The organism is Achromobacter sp. E1 (assembly GCF_037039475.1).
Taxonomy (GTDB): Bacteria; Pseudomonadota; Gammaproteobacteria; order Burkholderiales; family Burkholderiaceae_B; genus Achromobacter; species Achromobacter mucicolens.
Genome location: NZ_CP146253.1, coordinates 315,939 through 335,513, shown reverse-complemented (window position 1 = coordinate 335,513; position 19,575 = coordinate 315,939). Strand labels below are relative to the sequence as shown.

General features: G+C 66.9%; 16 protein-coding genes. 8 read left to right on the top strand and 8 right to left on the bottom strand.

Translation table 11 applies throughout. The features are described 5' to 3' along the window. The first annotated feature begins 130 nt into the window (after positions 1 to 130). The gene (locus V6V88_RS01520) at positions 131 to 346 is read left to right on the top strand and encodes a hypothetical protein (RefSeq protein ID WP_062840074.1); all 216 of its coding nucleotides are present in this window, start codon (positions 131 to 133) and stop codon (positions 344 to 346) included. A gap of 50 nt (positions 347 to 396) precedes the next feature. On the opposite strand, the gene V6V88_RS01515 is transcribed toward V6V88_RS01520, so the two are convergent. After that, positions 397 to 828 (bottom strand): DUF2809 domain-containing protein, encoded by a 432-nt coding sequence (locus V6V88_RS01515; protein WP_223574013.1) that lies wholly within the window; start codon positions 826 to 828, stop codon positions 397 to 399. A gap of 135 nt (positions 829 to 963) precedes the next feature. Here V6V88_RS01515 and V6V88_RS01510 point away from each other — a divergent pair, with 135 nt between their 5' ends. Beyond that, positions 964 to 3,051, top strand: coding sequence for a site-specific recombinase (locus V6V88_RS01510; RefSeq protein WP_338617401.1), 2,088 nt, complete (start codon positions 964 to 966; stop codon positions 3,049 to 3,051). Positions 3,052 to 3,076: 25 nt separating this feature from the next. On the opposite strand, the gene V6V88_RS01505 is transcribed toward V6V88_RS01510, so the two are convergent. From V6V88_RS01505 to V6V88_RS01490, 4 genes are read right to left on the bottom strand one after another with little or no spacing between them, the layout of a single operon-like run. Then, on the bottom strand, positions 3,077 to 4,060 hold the full coding sequence (locus tag V6V88_RS01505) for a spore coat U domain-containing protein (RefSeq protein WP_223574011.1): 984 nt from the start codon (positions 4,058 to 4,060) through the stop codon (positions 3,077 to 3,079). Next, positions 4,057 to 6,402 carry a fimbria/pilus outer membrane usher protein gene (locus V6V88_RS01500; protein WP_338617399.1) on the bottom strand — a complete coding sequence of 782 codons (2,346 nt, stop codon included), beginning with the start codon at positions 6,400 to 6,402 and terminating at the stop codon, positions 4,057 to 4,059. The genes V6V88_RS01505 and V6V88_RS01500 overlap by 4 nt, the downstream gene beginning before the upstream one ends. 59 nt (positions 6,403 to 6,461) lie before the next feature. After that, positions 6,462 to 7,181 (bottom strand): fimbria/pilus periplasmic chaperone, encoded by a 720-nt coding sequence (locus V6V88_RS01495; RefSeq protein WP_223574009.1) that lies wholly within the window; start codon positions 7,179 to 7,181, stop codon positions 6,462 to 6,464. Between the two features lie 12 nt (positions 7,182 to 7,193). Beyond that, on the bottom strand, positions 7,194 to 7,634 hold the full coding sequence (locus V6V88_RS01490; RefSeq protein WP_223574008.1) for a spore coat U domain-containing protein: 441 nt from the start codon (positions 7,632 to 7,634) through the stop codon (positions 7,194 to 7,196). 501 nt (positions 7,635 to 8,135) lie between these two features. Here V6V88_RS01490 and V6V88_RS01485 point away from each other — a divergent pair. Both V6V88_RS01485 and V6V88_RS01480 read left to right on the top strand, forming a co-directional pair. Further along, complete coding sequence (locus V6V88_RS01485; RefSeq protein WP_223574007.1) at positions 8,136 to 9,545, top strand: MFS transporter; 1,410 nt, start codon at positions 8,136 to 8,138, stop codon at positions 9,543 to 9,545. A gap of 181 nt (positions 9,546 to 9,726) precedes the next feature. Next, entirely contained in the window at positions 9,727 to 11,349 is a 1,623-nt protein-coding gene (locus tag V6V88_RS01480; protein WP_223574006.1) for a methyl-accepting chemotaxis protein, read from the top strand. Positions 11,350 to 11,444: 95 nt separating this feature from the next. On the opposite strand, the gene V6V88_RS01475 is transcribed toward V6V88_RS01480, so the two are convergent. After that, positions 11,445 to 12,053 carry a HutD family protein gene (locus V6V88_RS01475; protein WP_223574004.1) on the bottom strand — a complete coding sequence of 203 codons (609 nt, stop codon included), beginning with the start codon at positions 12,051 to 12,053 and terminating at the stop codon, positions 11,445 to 11,447. Positions 12,054 to 12,215: 162 nt separating this feature from the next. On the opposite strand from V6V88_RS01475, the gene V6V88_RS01470 reads away from it, so the two are divergent. Then, positions 12,216 to 12,506 carry a metal-sensing transcriptional repressor gene (locus V6V88_RS01470; RefSeq protein WP_056319375.1) on the top strand — a complete coding sequence of 97 codons (291 nt, stop codon included), beginning with the start codon at positions 12,216 to 12,218 and terminating at the stop codon, positions 12,504 to 12,506. 23 nt (positions 12,507 to 12,529) lie between these two features. Further along, entirely contained in the window at positions 12,530 to 13,639 is a 1,110-nt protein-coding gene (locus V6V88_RS01465; RefSeq protein WP_056319378.1) for an S-(hydroxymethyl)glutathione dehydrogenase/class III alcohol dehydrogenase, read from the top strand. Here the strand turns inward: V6V88_RS01465 and V6V88_RS01460 are convergent. Then, positions 13,578 to 14,753, bottom strand: coding sequence for a glycosyltransferase (locus V6V88_RS01460; protein WP_338617391.1), 1,176 nt, complete (start codon positions 14,751 to 14,753; stop codon positions 13,578 to 13,580). The genes V6V88_RS01465 and V6V88_RS01460 overlap by 62 nt on opposite strands. Further along, positions 14,750 to 15,748 (bottom strand): hypothetical protein, encoded by a 999-nt coding sequence (locus V6V88_RS01455; RefSeq protein ID WP_142051660.1) that lies wholly within the window; start codon positions 15,746 to 15,748, stop codon positions 14,750 to 14,752. Before V6V88_RS01455 ends, V6V88_RS01460 begins: the two co-directional genes overlap by 4 nt. A 338-nt stretch (positions 15,749 to 16,086) precedes the next feature. On the opposite strand from V6V88_RS01455, the gene V6V88_RS01450 reads away from it, so the two are divergent. After that, positions 16,087 to 17,196 carry a GTPase gene (locus tag V6V88_RS01450; RefSeq protein WP_338617389.1) on the top strand — a complete coding sequence of 370 codons (1,110 nt, stop codon included), beginning with the start codon at positions 16,087 to 16,089 and terminating at the stop codon, positions 17,194 to 17,196. 187 nt (positions 17,197 to 17,383) lie between these two features. Next, positions 17,384 to 19,480, top strand: coding sequence for an EAL domain-containing protein (locus V6V88_RS01445; protein WP_142051664.1), 2,097 nt, complete (start codon positions 17,384 to 17,386; stop codon positions 19,478 to 19,480). The last annotated feature ends 95 nt before the right edge of the window (positions 19,481 to 19,575 follow it).

The following is a 19,575-nucleotide window of genomic DNA, read 5'->3' as shown; positions in this document are numbered from 1 at the left end:
ATCCCGGAGGTCCTTCTTTAATCGGGGACAGTTTTAGAGATATCAAGCACTTGTACCGCCCAAGGCCGGCTGGACCCCGAGGGACGAACGACGTACAATGAATACAATTTCAACGCAATACGGAAATACCATGAACACCCGCCACCCCCTGGGAGACGCCCCGATCGGCCAACAGCTGCTCACCCATTACGCCCGCCGCGATGCCGTGCGCCACGCGACGCCGCTGTTTCCTTCTTCCTGGTCGGAGTTGCTGGCGCCGTTTCGCAATGCCCGTCTGCAACCGCTGCGCACAGCCGCGCCCGCCGTGCGCGCGCAACGCGACGACACGGTGTGCCAACCCGGGTAAACATCAAAAATCGAGCCCGCGGGGCCGGCGTCCAGCCGGCCCCGCCCCGTTTAGCGCCTTGCGCGCAGGCTGGCCTGCATCCGGGCGTTTTGCAGCGCGGCGCGCCGCTCCCGTCGGGCAAGGCCGCCGGCAAGCGCCAGCACCACCACAAAGCCCACGGTATAGGCCAGCACGTCCCACCAATCCGGCACACTGCCGAACACGACGCGCAGCACCGGCTGCTCGATGCGCCATCCGAATTGGCGGCCCAGGTATTGCGCGAACTCCACCGCATACCCGGTGAACAGCGCCGCCAGGGCCAGCGGCAGCCCGCGCGCGCGGATAAAACTGCGGTACAGCAGGTAGGCCCAGCCCACCGCCACCACGTCGCCCACGAACCCCCGCAGGAAGGGATAAGGCGTGCCGAAAGTGGCGATCAGCGCCAGCACGGCGGTCACGGCGAGCAGGGCGGCGAACGCGCGCCCGTTGAAAGTCAGGGTCATTGAATCAGCAAACGTAAATAGTGAAACAGGGGCAGCCGGGAGGTTACCGGAAACGGGCCTGCCGCCTCCCCCCGACGCATGGCTTGGGCGTACCATTGAGCGCCCCCCATTCACGATGACGCGCGAGGCTCGATCATGCTGACTTCTTTGTGGCGCAATTGGCGGGCTTCGCGGGGCGGGGCGCAGCTCGACGTCATCCTGGCCAATGCCGATCCGCAGTCGCCGCTGGCCGAACGCAATCTGTGGCTCATCGACCTGGGCCGCTGGCTGAACCGGCCGGGCGGCGCACCGTCGCGGCAGGATGGGGGGGATCCCCGCCACGCGCGGCTGCGCTACCTGCTGCAGGTGCTGGAAAACAATCCCGCCGAGGCCGCGCGCACGGCAGCCACGTTGCGGTCGGTGCTGGTGGACAACGATCCCACCACACTGCTGTGCGACACCGGCGTCGCATCGCAGCCCGGCTTCTGGGGCGAATTGTGGCACCGCATCGTGGACTGGATGCTGCCCCCGCCCGCCAACCGCGGCGACATGGACGGACTGTTCACCCTGCTGTTTCGCCGCGCGGGCGACGCGCAATGGATCGAGTCGCTGGACGACGCGACACTGGCCCGCGTGCGCGCGCTGATGCACCGGGACGAAGGCGTCCCGGCGCACGAAGCGGACGCGCCCGCCGCCCCCACGCCCGACGCGCTTGCGCGGCGCCTGGCGCACGCGCTGACCAGCAGCATGCAAGTGCTCATCAGCCAGGTCCGCGCGGCCGGTCTCAGCCAGGACATCCGCTCGCGCCTGCCGGGCCGCGTGGAAGACACCCCGTTCTTTGCGCTGTCGGATGCGGCCGCCGACCTCTTTGCCAGCACGCCGGACACACCGGACACGCCGCGCGAGGCCGTGGGCCAGCGCCTTAATGTGCTGCGCGCGCTGCTGGACGAATGCCGCGCGGCGGGAGATGCGGTCTACGAAGAACTCAAGCGCAATGGCGTGGCGGTGGACGTGGTCTACCAGATCGAGTGCATGAAGCTGCGCCTGGCGCGCATCGAGCTGCTGCTGAGCGTCTGGATCGACCCCACGCAGCGCCATCGCTACGTGCACCTGATGGCCGAACTGATCCGTTGCACACTGGCGCGCAGCAGCATCCGCCATCTGGCGGCCTCATCGCTCGCCCAGCTGGCGCGCCGCGTGATGGACCGCAGCGCGGAAACCGGCGAACACTACATCGCCCGTGACACGCTGGAATACATGGATATGCTCAAGGCCTCCATGGGCGGCGGCTTTGTCGTCGCGTTCACGGTCTACGTCAAGTTCATCATCACGTCGGCGCATCTGGAGAAGTGGCTGGAAGGCCTGTTGAACGCGTTGAACTACGCGGGCAGCTTTCTGGTGATCCAGTTCGCGCATTTCACGCTGGCGACCAAACAGCCGGCCATGACGGGACCGGCGCTGGCCCGCCGGCTGGACGCGGCCTACACGCCCGACGGCCGCGACGCCTTCGTCGACGACACGCTGGCGATGGTGCGTTCGAACGCGGCCGCGATTGCGGGCAACCTGGCCGTCGTGTTTCCGCTGGCCTGGGCAATCCAATGGCTGGCCATGCGGATGCTGGAACAGCCGCTCATTGACGCCGACAAGGCGCAAGCCACGCTGCAGTCATTGTCGTTCTGGGGACCGACGCCGCTTTACGCCGCGGTGACCGGCGCGCTGATCTGGCTGTCCAGCCTGATCGCCGGCTGGGCCGACAACTGGTTTGCGCTGCACCGCGTGCACGACGTGATGGCGTATGGCCGTCGCACCCGGCAGTTGCTTGGCGCGCGTGGCGCGGTGCGCTGGGCCGGCTTCTGGCAGCGCAACGTGTCCCTGATCGCCGCCAACGTCTCGCTGGGGCTGATGCTGGGCCTGCTGCCAGTCTTCGTCAGTGCGCTGGGGTCGACACTGGAGGTGCGCCACGTGTCGCTCAGCGCCGGCCAGGTCGCCGCCGCGCTCGCCACGCTGGGCTGGGATGTGGTGCACACGCAGGTGTTCTGGATGGCCGTGGCCGGCACGGTGGCGACCGGCGCCCTGAACGTCATCGTCAGCTTTGCGCTGGCCTTCAACGTGGCGATGGCCTCGCGCGACATGCGCCGCGACGATCGCACCTCCCTCACGGCCGGCGTGAGACGCCGCATCCTGCGGCGGCCCGCGGCGCTGTTCTGGCCGGTCAAGCCGCGCCCGGCGCCGGTGGAGTCCTGACGTGACCCGGTCTAACGCGACCCGGTCAGAACGTGACCGTGGCGGTGATGACGTCACGGTACGTGCCCGGGCGCGGCGTTGCCTGCGCGGGCACGCGGCCGTACACCGTGAAGGTCTGGTTGGCGCCCGTGCCGACGCCCGCCCGAGGCGCGCCGCCCGAAGCATCGCCCCACACCGTTGCGTAGGCCGCGTCCTGGTAAAGCTGGTAGTTGACTGTGTCGGCAGCGCTTGTGTGCTTCATCTTGCGGGCCAGCACGTTGCCGGCGACGGAGCCGCCGTTCAAGGCCACGGAGAACGCGTTGGCGTTGGTGCACCGGACGGTGATCTGGCTGTTGGCCGTGACCGCCGCATTCAGGACACCGCGCGCGGGGAACGCCATGTCCGTCGCGTTGATCGTGCAGTTCTTCTGCACGGTCGACCGGACCACCAGCGGAATCGTGATGCGCTGAGTGGGCGCCGCCAGCGGGCAGTTCGACAGGCCGGAAAGCAGGCCGAAGAGCACATCCAGGCGGCCAGTCGTGGTGTACGTCTCGCTGTACTGCGTATTGGCATTTCCGACTGTCGGCACCGTGGACTGCCCGCCCGGCAGCTTGCCGTAAAACCGGAACGTGGTGGATACGCTGCCGCCGCCCAGCACCGGACCGGTAATCGTCTGCGATGTCGGCTGCCCGGCTGTCGCCGCGCCCCACACCTGCGTGCGCGCCGCATCGGTGTACAGGTTGTAGTTCATCCGGTTCGTGCCCGCGCCCAGGGCGCGTGCCGCCACGGACGGGCTGGTGTTGCCCACGCCCAGGCTGAAGCACAACCGCGCGCCAATCGCGAGCAATGAAAAATTGCAGGTCACGGCGATCTGTCCGTCTGCCACCGTGTCGGTCGGCAGGAGCGGGTTGACGATGCCGAAGTCCAGGGTCGCCGTCGTGCCCGCCGACAGCGCGCAGGTGTTTGCCTGCGCGGCGCCCGCGTATCCCATGCACAGCCCGGCGGCCGCAAGCAGCAGGGAGATCTTCATGGCTGGCCCCGCGCCAAGGGCGTGCACACGACCGGTCCCAGCGTGGGCAGCGGGTCGTCGTCGGCATGCGTGTAATCGAACTCGGCTTCGCACGATACGCCGCCGCCCCGCACGCGCACCCGGTTCGTGGCCGCCACGTCCTCCACGAAGGTCAGGCCGTCGTAGCCCACCACCGAACGCTTGCCGCTCTCGACGTGCGCGACCTCCGCCCCCACCGGCACGAACGCCCCGCCCGGCAGCGTCAGGATCACCGAAGCCGCCTCGTACTTCTCGACCTTGAAGGTGGTCAGCACGCCCGCGCCGGATTGCGGCACGACGACGGCGCGCGTCGAATCCAGCCGCACATCCACGGGCAGGTCCTCGGGGTCGATGGAAATGCGATTGGTCTGGTACGCGTTCAGGTCCGGCACCAGCAGGTGCCCGCTGCCATTGGTGCGGCCCAGCTTGCGGTTTTCGTGCAGCACCGCGACGTCCGGCGTGCCCTCTGTGGAGACCAGCGCGAAGCTGTCGTTGATGCGGCGCGACGGGATCACGGCGCCGTCCATCAGCACCAGCGAACCCGAGGCCTGCGCGGACGCCTGCGTCCTGCCGCCGTAGTCCTGCACCAGCCCGCTCACCAGTCCGTACTGGCCCAAGTACTGGATCTGGCCCTGGTTGAGCTGCATGCCGCCGCTGCGGCCGTTCTGCACCGCCCAGCCCCAGCCGCCTTCATAGGGCACGCTGCTTTGGGCGTTGACGCTGTAGGTGTCCTGGCCGCCCTGCCGTCCGACCGACACGCCTGCCTGCGTGCGCTCGCCCAGCATCAGCGACAAGCCCAGGAACACGCCTTCCGAGTTCGATTGGGAAAAATCCTTGTACGCGCTCAGCGTCAGGACCACGCGGCTATTCAGGTTGGCGGTGTACGAGGCCGAGCCCAGCTTGGCCATCGGCACGTCCGGCATGCGGTAGCCGATATAGCTGAGCGCCACGCTCTGCGCGCGGCCCAGCGGCATCGACACCGTCACGCGTTCGGTCTGGCGAGGCACCGGCGCGTCCTCTCGCGATCCCAGGTCGCCGTAATTGCCGACGAGGCGCGTGGCCTGCGTGTCTACGCTGAATTCCGGCCGCACATACTGATAGCCCAGACTCACCTGTCCGCCGCTGAAGTCGCCCGCGCTGCCCGACAGCGAGCCGCTCACGACGCCCAGTTGCCCCAGCTTCGCCATAGCGCCGGCGCCCGCGTTGTACAACCCCGGGCCGACCTCGGTGTGCGCCTCCAGCGTCAGGTCGTTGCTGTAGCCGTAACGGCCCGACGCGGTCAGCACGGGCTTGCTGTCGTAATCGAACGAGCGCACGCTGAACTGGCGGCGCACGAAGCCCGCCTCGACCGACCAGCTGGACAGCCCCGCGGCCAGCATGCGCGGATCGATATACAACGGCACCGAGGTGCTGACGGTGCGGCCCAGCGCGTCGCGCGTGATCAGCGTGGCCTGGCCCGCGCCGGTGATGCCCGGTATCTGGTTGACCACGAACGGCCCGGGCGGCACGTTGCCCGAGTACTGCTGCACGCCATTGACGAACAACGACACCGATGACGGCACGACCGACGAGGCGCTCAGCGACGACACCGGAAAGGTGACCAGGTCCGGGCGCAGCGCGAAATTGCGGCCCCATTGAACGCCGGCGACTCGCACCGACCGCGACCAGTTCAGCGACGAGGTGATCGTGTCGCCCAGGCGCAGCGTACGCAGCGTTTCCTGGTCCGAGCGCGTCCAGAACGTGTCGTAGCGCACATACTCGTCGCCGCGCCCGCCCAGGTAGGCCGTGCCCGAATTGCTGAAGACGCCGTTCGCATCGAAGTAGCGTTGCTCGGTGTACAGCGAGAGCCGGTAGTCGTAGTCGGTCTGCGAATAGGCGTCGTAGTTCACCACCAGGCCGCGCCCGGCCGTCGCCAGCGGGGTCGCCGGCAGGCCGCGCGTATTCACCTCGTAAGGCACGCGCAGGGTATCGGGCAGCACCAGGTCCACCGACTGCGCCGCCGGGTTGTACACGTAGCGCAACCCCGCCACAGCATCCAGGCTGACCTGGCGCGTGTCCGGCATGCCGATCGCGGACAGGTCCACGCCAAGCGAGCGCAGCGCGGCGCCGCTGACGGACAGCCGCCCGTGCGCGTCGTGAAAACGCAGCAGTTGGGATGTGTTGACGCCGTTGATGCTGACCTCCAGGTACACGTCGCGCTCGGCCATGCTGCCGAACGAAACCAGTTGATCGGGCGTATCCGCCGCCAGGGCCGGCGCACCCAGCAGCAAGAGCGCGAAACCCAAGGCGCGTTGCCCGCGGTGACGGGTAGCGCGCAATGCCATAGACTGCCCTTCCGTGGTTGCCGGCAGGCCGTGCGGCGGGCCGGAACGCGGTCACGCTTTCAGTGCGGGTTGAAGGTGACCATGTCGCCATTGACCAGCGCCCGGATCTTGACGGGTCCGTCGGCGCCCTGCCTGGCCGGGAGGTTCCATTGGCGCGCGCGATTGGCCAGCGCGTAGCCCAGCAGTCCCTCCAGCTGCGCCACGGGTTTGCCCGCCCGGTTCAGGATCTGCAGCTCGGCCACCTGGGCATAGCGGCTACCGCTGTTGGACAGCCGCACCACCCATTCGCCGCCCGCACGTTCCACCCGCCACGCCAGCTCCGGTTCGGGCGACGGCGTCGTGCCCGCCACGAACACCGGCACCGAATAGCGCAGCCGCAGCACCACGCCATTCACCGCGGCCGAGGACGGGTCGGGAATCTCGTCAATGATGAGGCGAAAACCCTGCTGCCGCGCCGGCGCATCCTTGGACACCCGCACCAGCCGCACCAGTTGCTCGCCGCCCGGCGGCACCTGGATGATCGGCGGACTGGCCTGAATGTCGGAGGTGGGCGACAGCACGTCGTCGCCATCGGCCTGCTCCCAGCCGTAGATACGCACCTGCCCGTAGATCGGCGTGGCGCCGGGATTGCGCAACATGATGCCGCCCGCGCCCTGCGTTGGCGCAAGCTCGACCAGCACCGGAGAAATCTGCAGGGCAGCCGCCCCCGCCGCGCCGCCCCAGCCAGTCAGACAGGCCGCCAGACAGGCCGCAAGAACCGCCCGAAAGAACTTCCGCATCGGGCGGCTCCCTTAGAAGTAGACCGTCGCGGTGACTGTGGAAGAGTAGGTGCCGGGCGCCGGCGTGGTCTGCGCGGGCACGACGCCGTTGACCTGGATGGGCGTGGCCGCGCCGGTCCCGGTGCCGCCCACGCGGGCCGCCACATCGGCATCGCCCCACACCACCGTCGTGCTGCCCGGCTTGTAGAGCTGATAAGCCACGGTGGCGGTATTGGCGCCGGTGCCGCTCAGGAACCGCTGCGCTTCCGTGGACCCCGTGCCCGTGCCCGCATTAAGGCCGACGGTATACGGCGTGGTATTGCTGCACGTAACGGAGAGATTGGTGTTGCCGGTAACCGCGGTATTCAGCACGCCCTGGCTGCCGAAATTCAGATCGGTCGCGGAAATGACGCAGTTTGCGGTAATGGTGAGCGTGACGTTGAAATTGGCGGTGGCGGTCTGAGCGAGCGCCATGCCGGGCGCCGCGCCACCTATGCACAGACACAATGTCGCTGCGCGCAAGGTCGAGCGTTTCATGAAAAATGCCTCCACGGTATTCGGTTGCACCATCAATCCTGCTGCGGATAATCGTACGTCCAAATATTGGAACGCGGAACTAAATGGTTTCGTATTCAGGGGGCATTTCTTACGATTATTAACGAATCAATCGTTAATATCGCAGCGCAATATTTGACGCTACCTCTGAACGCACGGCGAAAATAGGCGTACATATTGTTGTATTTGAATTTCCCGTGGCGTTTCATCAGGTGACAATTGCCGGCCGATTATCCGATTGGATAATCATCATGCTTTGGATGATTAATCCGCCGCGCGTGCCATTCCCGACGTCGTACGCTGCGGCCCAGCCGCGATCGTCGCGCCAGCTGAAGATCCGTCGAATTCAAACAGCGCATTAGAATCTGTCCCTACGACTCCAGGCGCTCCGCCCGGACGCCCTCGCAGCGCAGCCCATCCATGCTCTCGTTCTCCCGCAGCACCGTCTATCCGGCCGGCGTCGGCCTGCCCGCCGCCGAACGCCTGGGCGCCCTCGTGGCCGTCATGCTGGCGGTCTGCATGGCCAGTCTGGACACGGCCATCGCCAATACCGCGTTGCCCACCATCGCGCGAGACCTGCAGGCCAGCGAGGCGGGCTCCATCTGGGTCATCAGCGGCTACCAGCTTGCGATGGTGGCCGGCCTGCTGCCGGCGGCCGCGCTGGGCGAGATCCTGGGGCACCGGCGCGTCTACATCGTCGGCCTCGCGGTCTTCACGCTGGCCTCTTTGGCAAGCGGCCTGGCGCCATCGCTGCCCGTGCTGGTGACCACGCGCATCCTGCAAGGCCTGGGCGCGGCGGGGGTGATGAGCGTGAACGGCGCGCTGCTGCGCTTTATCTACCCCTCGCACATGCTGGGCCGCGGACTGGGCCTGAACGCCATGGTCGTCGGCCTGTCGTTTGCGGGCGGACCGACCGTGGCGTCGGCCATCCTGTTGCTCGGCTCGTGGCACTGGCTGTTCCTGGTCAATTTCCCCATCGGCATCCTGGCCGGTGCGCTGGCCCTGCGCGGGCTGCCGGACACCACGCGATCCAATCACGGGTTCGATGGCATGGCTGCGGTGCTGTGCGCCCTGACGCTGGGCCTGCTTGTCCTGGCGACGAACGAACTTGCCCACGGCGCGCCGTGGCCGCGCGTGGCGCTGGAAGGCGCCGTGGCGGCGGCCAGCCTGTGGCTGCTGATGCGGCGTCAGGCCGGCCATCCCGCGCCCATCCTGGCCGTGGACCTGCTGCGCCGTCCCCTTTTTGCCCTGTCCGCCGCCACGGCCGTGTGCGCGTTCGCCGCGCAGGCGCTGGCCTTCGTGTCGTTGCCGTTCCTATTCCAGACGGTGCTGGGCTACAGCCAGGTCCAGACCGGCTTTCTGATCACGCCGTGGCCCGTGGTGGTGGCTTTCATGGCGCCCATCGCGGGCCGGCTTTCGGATAGCTACCCGGCCGGCATGCTGGGTGGCGTGGGACTGGCGATGCTGGCGCTGGGCATGGCGCTGCTGGCGCTGATGCCGGCCGACCCGTCCGTGCTGGACATCTCGTGGCGCATGGCGATCTGCGGCGCGGGCTTTGGCTTTTTCCAGTCGCCCAACCTACGGGCCATCATGACCTCCGCGCCCGCGTCGCGCGCCGGCGGCGCCAGCGGCATGATCGGAACCGTGCGCCTGCTGGGCCAGGCATCCGGCGCGGCAATGGTGGCCGCGTGTTTCAACGTGTCCACCACGCACGGCGCCATCGCGGCGCTGTGGCTGGGCGCCCTGTGCGCCGGGCTCGCCTGCATCGCCAGCTTTGCCCGGCTGCGGTTCGACGCAAGCGAACCCGCGCAGACGCCCGCCTCCCGCTGACGAAACCACGCGGGCCGTCCGGCGCACGCGCGTGCTCCAAAACGCAACACTGTTGCCGTTCGTGTCGATATATTCGCCCATCGCGTCGACATATTCGTAAGATGTGCAACATCCGGCTAAATAAGGCCCAGGCCACGTCGTTGTCCTTAAGCAGGCTTGCTGCACCTTTGGGACGACGCGTATGACACAGTTTCTGAAAGACATCACCATCCGCCGCATGATCCTGAGCACCTTGCTCGTGATCAGCCTTTTCATCGCGGGCCTGTCGGCCATCAGCGTCCATGGGCTGCGCAGCGCCGGCGAAGCGCTTGCAGCCAGCAACGATCTTCTGAATGAGGTATCCGCGCTTTCCCGCGTCAACGACCAGATCATGCGCGCCCGGCTGCGGCTGTCGCGCCAGCTGGAATATGTTGCCGGCGGCCAGAAGGACCTGGCGGCGGCGGAAGGCCGCAGCATCGACACGGCGCTGACCGAAGCAAAAAAACACCAAGCGCAGTTCATTGAACTGGCCCGCCGGGACGCGCCCACGGCGCTGCTGGACGCGATGCGCTCGGGCTTTGACGCCCTGGTCAACGGCATTGACGTGCAACGCCAGCATCTGGACGCCGGGGCCGTGGACAAGGCGCGCGCGCAGGCGGCCGGACCGGTCGTCACCGCCAGCCGCAGCTTCGGCAAGGGCATGGAGGATTACGAGGCCTACGCCAAGGCCCGCGAAGTCCAGTTGTGGGCGGACGCCGACGCCAACCGCCGTCAGGCCTACACCGGCATGGGCGTGGTCCTTGGCATCTGTCTGCTGCTGCTGATCCTGGGCGACCGCTATGTCGTGCATTTCGTGAAGCGTCCGCTGGATTCGCTCAAGGGTCATTTCCAGCGCATCGCGGGCGGCGACCTGACCACGCCGATTCCGTCGTTCGGCAAGAACTGCGTGGGCCAGATCATTCCTTTCCTTCAGGACATGCAGGCAAGCCTGGTGCGCACCGTGCATGCCGTGCGCGATGGCGTGGTCGAGATCAACACGGGCTCCAGCGAAATTGCGGCCGGCAACCAGGACCTGTCCAGCCGCACCGAGCAGCAGGCGGCGTCGCTGGAGGAAACCGCGGCCAGCATGGAGCAGTTGCTGTCCACCGTGACCAGCAATGCCGAAAATGCCCGCATGGCCAACGAGATGGCCGCCACCGCCTCAGACGTGGTGCAGCGCGGCGGCGACGCCGTGCAGGCCGCGGTCAGCACGATGCGCAAGATCGCGCAGGATTCGAGCCGCATCGAGGACATCGTCGGCGTGATCGACGGCATTGCGTTCCAGACCAACATCCTGGCCCTGAACGCGGCGGTGGAAGCGGCGCGCGCCGGCGAGGAAGGCAAGGGCTTTGCCGTGGTGGCTGCCGAGGTCCGGTCGCTGGCGCAGCGCAGCGCCGGCGCCGCCAAGGAGATCAAGCAACTGCTGGACGCCTCGGGCGCGACCGTGCAGGCCGGCTCGGCGCAGGTCGAGGCGGCGGGCCTGACGATGACGGAAATCCTGGAGACCATCGAACAGCTGACGATGCTGGTGAACGACATCGCCAGCGCATCCAACGAGCAGGTGACCGGCATCGACCAGGTCAACACCGCCGTCACGCAGATGGACCAGGTGACGCAGCAGAACGCCGCGTTGGTCGAAGAAGCCGCGGCGGCGGCCTCGTCGCTGGAAACGCAGGCGCAGCGGTTGCAGGCGGCGGTCAGCACATTCCGCCTGCCCGCGCAGGGGCAGGACGCCGTCCAAGCCCCGGCCCATTCCTACGGCCAGCCGGCGCTGTTGCCGGCGTAGTGTCCCGCCTGACCGCCGGCAGGCCCTGATCCCTCACATTGCAGGGAGACGGCGCCTGCTGCGGGCGGGGCCTTACGAGGCCCGCGCGGAAAGCCTCAACGTCCGCCCGCGCGCGGCGACAGTTCGATCACGCAGGCGTCAAGGCCCGCCTGCGCGGTCAGGCAATATCGTGCCAGCCCCTCCTGCCCTTCGACGTGCAGGCAGTCATAACGCGACGCCAGCCGATGCTGCGCGCCGTCCAGTTCAACCGCCAGGACGCCGCCGGCATTCAGGATCAGCACGCTGCGCGCGCTGCTGTGAAACACCCAGGGATCCGCGCCCCGCACCCATTGCAGGCGGGCGTGCCACCGGTCGGGCGCATAGATCAGGTTGAAGTCACGGATCGGGCCGTCCAGCAGGCGGCAGTCCACCTGCGCATCGCCCGAAAACGCATACGCCGTGCGCGGGCCCAGCGGCGCCTGGCGATTGCCGTCCACCGTCAGTTCGATGCCGCGCCCTTCCAGCACGGTGATGATGCGCTGGAAACCGCCAAAGGCGGAAAAGCCGCCGTCCTGCGCCACGTCGGCCAGCGACAGCCGCCAGTCGAACGACGCCGCATGGCCCCCGGGGTTGCAGGCGACCTCCTGGGTCGTGCCCCCGCCATTGCGCCACGGCATGCGGGGATGGTCCTCGGCCCGGTACAGCCGCACATCAGGGAAATTCATGGCCTTGGATAAGTCCTGTAGGGGTCCGGTGGAAACACGCGAAATGAATCACGCGAAATTATAGGTCGCACGCCCCTGCCGGCTGCCCGCCCGGCTGCGCGGGCCTGGACGCGCCCCGCCGGAATCCGTATACTCCCCCCCTGTATCGAATCGGAGCTTGCCGTGCCGCACTCCCCAGAAGAAAAGAAACGCGTTGTCACCCGCCTGCGCCGCATCCAGGGGCAGGCGTTAGCATTGGAACGCGCGGTGAACGAAGGCACGGAATGCGGCGCGCTGCTGCAGCAGCTGGCGGCGCTGCGCGGCGCCACGAACGGCCTGATGGCCGAAGTGCTGGAGAGTCATCTGCGGGAAACGTTCCTGCAGTCTGCTCAGGGAAGTCCAACGGACCCCAGGCCCGAGACCGAATCGCAGATCGATGACCTTATGCGCATCGTCCGTTCCTATCTGAAATAACCCCCTCTACGTGGAGCATCGTTATGAAATCACGCGCAGCAGTCGCATTCGGCCCCGGCAAGCCGCTGGAAATCGTTGAGATCGATGTCGCGCCCCCGCAGCGCGGCGAGGTGCTGGTCCAGATCACGCACACCGGCGTCTGCCATACCGACGCCTTCACGCTGAGCGGCGACGATCCCGAAGGCCTGTTCCCCGCCGTGCTGGGCCATGAAGGCGCGGGCGTGGTGGTGGAAGTGGGCGAAGGCGTGACCTCGCTGAAACCCGGCGACCACGTCATTCCGCTCTACACGGCCGAATGCCGCGAATGCAAATTCTGCCTGTCGGGCAAGACCAACCTGTGCCAGAAGGTGCGCGCCACGCAGGGCAAGGGCGTCATGCCGGACGGCACCTCGCGCTTCAGCTACGAAGGCAAGCCGCTTTATCACTACATGGGCTGCTCGACGTTCAGCGAATACACCGTCGTCAATGAGATCTCGCTGGCCAAGATCAACCCGGCCGCGCCGCATGAAAAGGTCTGCCTGCTGGGCTGCGGCGTGACGACCGGCATCGGTGCAGTGCACAACACCGCCAAGGTCAAGGAAGGCGACACGGTCGCCGTGTTCGGACTGGGCGGCATCGGCCTGGCGGTCATTCAGGGCGCGGTGCAGGCCAAGGCCGGCCGCATCATCGCGGTGGACACCAACCCGAACAAGTTCGTGCTGGCCAGCGCCATGGGTGCCACCGACTGCATCAACCCCAAGGACTACGACAAGCCCATCCAGGAAGTCATCGTCGAACTGACCGACGGCGGCGTGGACTTCTCGTTCGAGTGCATCGGCAACGTGCACGTGATGCGCGCCGCGCTGGAATGCTGCCACAAGGGCTGGGGCGAAAGCATCATCATCGGCGTGGCCGGCGCGGGCCAGGAAATCAGCACCCGCCCGTTCCAGCTGGTGACGGGCCGCGTGTGGCGCGGTTCAGCGTTCGGCGGCGTCAAGGGCCGCACGCAACTGCCCGGCATGGTGGAAGACGCCATGAGCGGCAAGATCGATCTCGACCCGTTCGTCACCCACACACTGCCCCTGGACCGGATCAACGAAGCGTTCGATCTGATGCACGAAGGAAAGTCGATCCGGACGGTGATCCACTACTGACGTAGGCGTTCTCGCGGTAGACGCGTTCGGTATTGCCGACGAAGGTCGCCAGCGAGAACTCCTTGAGCGCCGTGCTGCGCGCATCCACGCCCATGGCGTGCAGCACGCCGCGGTTGGCCATGATGTCCGACAGCGTCCGGGCCACCGATTCCGGGGACCCGGGCGGCACCACCCAGCCGTTGCGGCCCTCGGTCACGTTCTCAGGCAGTCCGCCAACGCGGGTCACGATGACCGGCTTGCCTGCGGCCATCATCTCGCGGCAGGCAAACGAAATCGTCTCCAGCCGGGACGACAGCACAAAACCCACGTCCAGCGCCGCCAGCACCGGCTCCACATTGTCGAGCAGACCGGTGAAGACCACCTGATCCTGCATGCCCAGCGCGGCCACCTGGTCGAGCATGTCGTCGCCCGGCATCGCGCCGGCAATCAGGATGGCGACCTGCTCGCGCTGCGCGGCGGGCAGCAAGGACACGGCGGCCACCATGTCGATCCAGCTCTTGTAATCCGCGGTGCCGGCGTTGCTGCCGACGACCAGCCGGTTGCGCAAGGCCGGCGGCAGGAAGCGCGCGCGCGCCTCGGCCTTTTCGGTGCGGCAGGCCGGGCGGTACTTCTCGGTATCTACCCCGTTGTGCACCACGCGCAGATCTTCATCGCGAAACACCGACTGCTTCATGCGCCGGAACGTGTGGCTGCACACGCAGATGACGCGATTGGTGGCCCACTTGGCGCGCAGGCGCACGCCCAGGCTGCTGGCGCTGCGGTCGTTGTGCTGCGTGTAGACGATGAAGGGGCGCTTGTTTCCCATCCCCAACGTCGCCAGCATGCACAAGCGGTGATCGGCCGAGCCATTGACGTGGATGACGTCGAACTGTTCCTGGCGCACCAGGTTGCGCAGGCGGCGCAGCGCGGACAGCTGTTCGGCCAGCGAGCCCTTGAATTCGAGATCGATGGTGCGCAGGCCCGGCAGGGCCTCGGCCTCGGCCAGCAGCCGGCTCTTGCGCGGCGCACCGACCATGACCTGCGATTTCTGGCACAGGATGCGCGCCAGCGACATGACGTAGGTCGTGTGCCCGCCGCCATCGCCCTGGTGGAAATTGGTGTAGAGGATCTTCATGATTCGGGTCTCGTCGGCGGTTGCGTGGCGGGGTCGAGCAGACAGCTCCAATGCCGCTTTTCAAAAATGTCGTCGCCCAGCCGGCTGAGCAGCGACAGGTTGTAGACCTGGATGCCGCGCGCGCGCAGCAGCTTGCCGGCCTGCCGGAATGCCGGCTCGATGTGGCCGGCAAACTGGCGGTCCAGCGCGGTGGGCAGTTGCGCGCCGGCTTGTTCGTAGAAGCGCGGGCCTGCGGTGGCCGTCAGGTCCAGCCCATGCAAAAACACCGTCCGGGCACCCAGCCACGCCAGCAATTGCAGGGACGTGTAGGCCACCGTGCCGCCGCCGAACAGGCCGCGCGCCGCATTCAGGCTGAAGCCGTGGGCGTGCATCGGATGATGCGCATCGAACAGCACCAATTCCGGGTCGCCGGCCAACTGCGCCTGCAGCGCCTGCGGTTCGGCGCGCGGCTGCTGGGCGCGTTGATGCACTTCCTCGAAAAGCGCGATGCGGCAGCGAACGGCCCGATGGTCGAACAGCAATGCGATCCAGCGGTACACCTCCGGCGTCACGAAAAGCACCAGATCCTGGTCCAGCACCTGCGCCACGAGGTCGCGGCGCTTCTTGACGAATCCAGCGTCCAGCATGGCGTAGTAATGAAAGCGCAGCGCCGGATGCCGGGCGCGCAGGGCGATCGAGCCGTTCACGCCCATCACGGTGCGCATGCGGCATTGCGCGTAATCGATCTGCGCGACCGATGGGCCGCTGAGAATCAGATGGGCATCGCCGCCGATGCCGCGTGGCAATTGGTCCAGTGAAACGGTTGCCGGCCCGCGCACCCCATGCAGGTTGCAGCCGGTCAGGCGGTCGGGGCCATCGCGCCGCACCGTGACAAACGGCCAGAGCGTCTCGTTGTGGCGATGCGCCTTGGACCGCGTGACGCGATACAGGTAGCGCAGGCCCTTGGTGAGGGGACGAGAGCGCAGCAAGCGGGGAACGAGCGCAAGACGGGGCATGTGGATTGCGCGGGTACCGCGGCGTAGCCTGACAACGGCCTGATTCTACGAAGCGCCTCGTCCGAAATCGCGAGGGGATTATGTGAGATGTAACCCTTTGAAGAGTCGAACAATCCGCCCCCGAATTTGCGCGATCCTTCGGGGGCTGGCCCATGTCTTTCATCATATGGAAAACCACCCGTCCTTCCGTGAGGACCCGCCGGCCCGAGCGTCGCGCGGCGTCCTGCCAACGGCGTCCCCCAGACGGACGAGGCGTTTTCACCCGATTACGTTTTGCGCCAAAGAAGTCATCCTCTGATATCGTTCCGGCATCTTCCCTTGCCCGCCACGCCCCCTTGATGAGCGCCATCCGCCCCGACCACCCCGACCTGCAAGACGCCATCGCCGATGCCATCAGCACCGCCACGCGCGGCGCCGGGCGCGTCAACATCCTGGTCGCCGGCAAGACGGGCGTCGGCAAGAGCACGCTGATCAACGCCGTGTTCCGCGGCGATCTGGCCAGGACGGGCGCGGGCAAGCCGGTCACCCAGACCATTCAGGAATTCACCCGGCCGGGGCATCCGCTCACCATCATCGATACCCGCGGGCTGGAAGTCGCCGACTACGCGCGCTCGCGCGAACAGCTTGCCGAACTGATCGAAGAGCGGTCGGCGTCGGACGACCAGGACCGGCACCTGCATGTGGCCTGGCTCTGCATCCAGGACAGCAGCCACCGCGTCGAGGACGCGGAAATCGAACTGTGCGACATGCTGGACAAGGCCGGCATCCCTGTCATTGCCGTGCTGACCAAGGCGCGCAAGAACAGTCCCTTCCTGGAAGAGGCCCGCAAGCTGCTGCCGCGCGCCCGGCAGGTTGTGGCGGTGCGCGCGCTGCCCGAATGGATCGAGGAACTGGACGCCGAATTGCCGCCCATGGGGCTGGACCGGCTGATCGAGGTGACGGCCGAGCACGTGCCCGAGGCCCAGCAGCGCGCCTATGCCAACGCGCTATCCACGCGCAACAAGAAGGCCCTGGAAGTAAAAAAAAAGCGGGCTGAGATCGAGGTGAACGTGGCCGCGGGCCTGGCCGCATCGGCCGCCGCCGCGCCCATTCCGTTCTCGGACGCCTTTGCCCTGGTGCCTATCCAGGTCGGCATGATCGCCAAGATCGGCATCACCTTCGGCATGGAACTGAACACCACCGCGATCACCACGCTGGTCACGTCCACGCTGGGCGCGTCGGCCGCCACGCTTATCGGGCGCTCCGTCGTCTCGGGCATGCTGAAGTTCATCCCGGGTGCAGGCAGCGCGGTGGGCGGCACCATCGCGGCCACCACGGCCGGCGCCATCACCAAGCTGCTGGGCAATGCCTACATCGCGGTGCTGCACGACTTTTGCCTGAAGCATCCGGGCAAGGACATCGACGTCCCGATGATCGCGCAGGCGCTCAAGCAACGCGTCAAATTCTGATCGCGCGGCGATGCAATGAAATGAGATTGAGCGCCAAGATTCGATAGATTGTTCTTTTTGGTGACAGCGCGGTTAATACTGGCGCACTCACGACGTAAATCTAGTCACCACTCCCATTCTTTCAGGGCAGATCCGCCCACGCGCGTTGCCGCAACGCGGCCCGTGTGCGCAAAGCCCGCCGCCTCCCATGATCCTCGCCAATTCCGACGTCCTGTACCGCCACCTGGTGCAAGGCGTCGTCGACTACGCCATCTACATGCTCAACCCTGATGGCACGGTCGCCAACTGGAACGCTGGCGCGCAACGCGCCAAGGGCTACACCGCCGACGAAATCGTCGGCCGGCATTTCTCCTGCTTCTATACCGAGGAAGACCGGGCGCGTGGCGTGCCGCAGGGCGGCCTGGCCACCGCGCGGGAATCCGGCAAGTTCGAAGCCGAGGGCTGGCGCGTGCGCAAGGACGGCACGCTGTTCTGGGCGCACGTCGTCATCGACGCCATCCATGACGATACGGGCACGCTGATCGGCTTTGCGAAGGTCACGCGCGACAACACCGAGCGGCGCGAACGCGAACAGCAGCTGCTCAAAGCCAAGCAGCTGGCCGAGCACTACAACAGCGAGCTCACGTCCATGTCGACGTTCCTGCAGGCGGTGGTGTCGCACATCCCCTCCTGCGTGCTGGTGCTGGATGCGGTGTCGCGCCAGTTCCTGCTGGCGAACCGGCAGGCCGAAGAGACCTTTGGCGGCAGCCCGGGCGGCCTGAAAGGCAAAACCGCGCAGCAATGCCTGCCCGAGCTGGTGTGCGCATTCTTCGACCGCCTGACCAACGACGCGCTGCGTTCGGACGGCGCCATGCGCGAAGAGGAAGAGGAACTGGCCACGGCGCGCGGGCCGCGCACGTTGCACACCAAGACCCTGGCCTTTCACAGCACGGACCCGCGTTCCCGCTACGTCCTGCTCATCGCGGACGACGTCACCGACGAGAACGCCGCCCACGCGCAGGTGCGCTACATGGCGCACCACGACACGCTGACGGGCATGCCCAACCGCCGGCTGTTCCGCGACCGGCTGCTGAGCGCGCTGGGTTCGAGCCGCGACCGGTCGACCGCCGTGCTGTGCCTGGACCTGGACAATTTCAAGAGCGTGAACGACACGCTGGGCCATCAATCCGGCGACGAACTGCTGCGGCTGCTGGCCAAGCGCCTGCCCCGGCACCTGCGCGAACAGGACACGCTGGCGCGCCTGGGCGGCGACGAATTCGCCATCGTGCTGCCCAACATCGCGGAACAGGACGACGTGCGCAAGCTGGCCGAGCGCCTGATCGAGGCCGTGCGCCAACCCTTCGAGATCGCCGGCCACACGGTCCCCGTCAGCGTGAGCATCGGCATCGCGATCTCGGAGTCGCAGTCGCTGTCGGCCGACCACCTGCTGCGCTACGCGGACATGGCGCTGTACGAGGCCAAGCGCAATGGCCGCAACTGCCTTGCGTTCTTCGAGCCCGACATGGAAGCGGCCGCGCTGCGGCGCCACGAGGTCGAGATGGACCTGCGCCAGGCGATCATCTCGCAACAGCTGCAGCTGTATTACCAGCCCATCATGGACGTGAGCCACGTGCGCATCGTGGGCCGCGAGGCGCTGATGCGCTGGCAGCACCCGAAAAAGGGCCTCATCATGCCGCAGGACTTCATCCCCATCGCGGAAGAAACCGGGCTCATCCACGAACTGGGCGCGTTCACGCTGCACGAGGCGTGTCTGGAAGCCATGCGCTGGGACGACCACGAAACCGTGGCGGTCAATTTGTCTGCCAGCCAGTTCACCAACGGCGCGCTGGTGTCGCTGGTGGAATCGGCGCTCGCCAAATCCGGCTTGCCCGCCCGCCGCCTGGAACTGGAGATCACCGAATCGGTGCTGCTCACCAATTCCTCCGGCAACCTGGATACGTTGCACCGCCTGAAGGAACTGGGCGTCAAGGTGGCGCTGGACGACTTTGGAACCGGCTATTCGTCGCTGGGCTACCTGCGCACCTTCGAGTTCGACAAGATCAAGATCGACAAGTCGTTCACGCAGGACGTCGGGTCCAGCCGCGAGGCGCTGGCCATCATCCGCGCCATCAATGGCATCGGCCGCAGCCTGGACATCCCCACGACGGCCGAGGGTGTGGAAACACCGGAGCAGTTGCAACGGCTGACGGCGGAAGGCTGCTCGCACTTTCAGGGATATCTGCTGGGCCGTCCCGTGTCGCACGGCGACACGCACACCGGCCCGGCACAGACCTATACTTCCTAGACACCGGCCGCGATGCGACGCGCCATCGCGCCGGCGCAGTGCGCCTGGCGCGTCTGCTGTTCCAACACGCAGCCCCTTTGCGGGACATGCGAGAA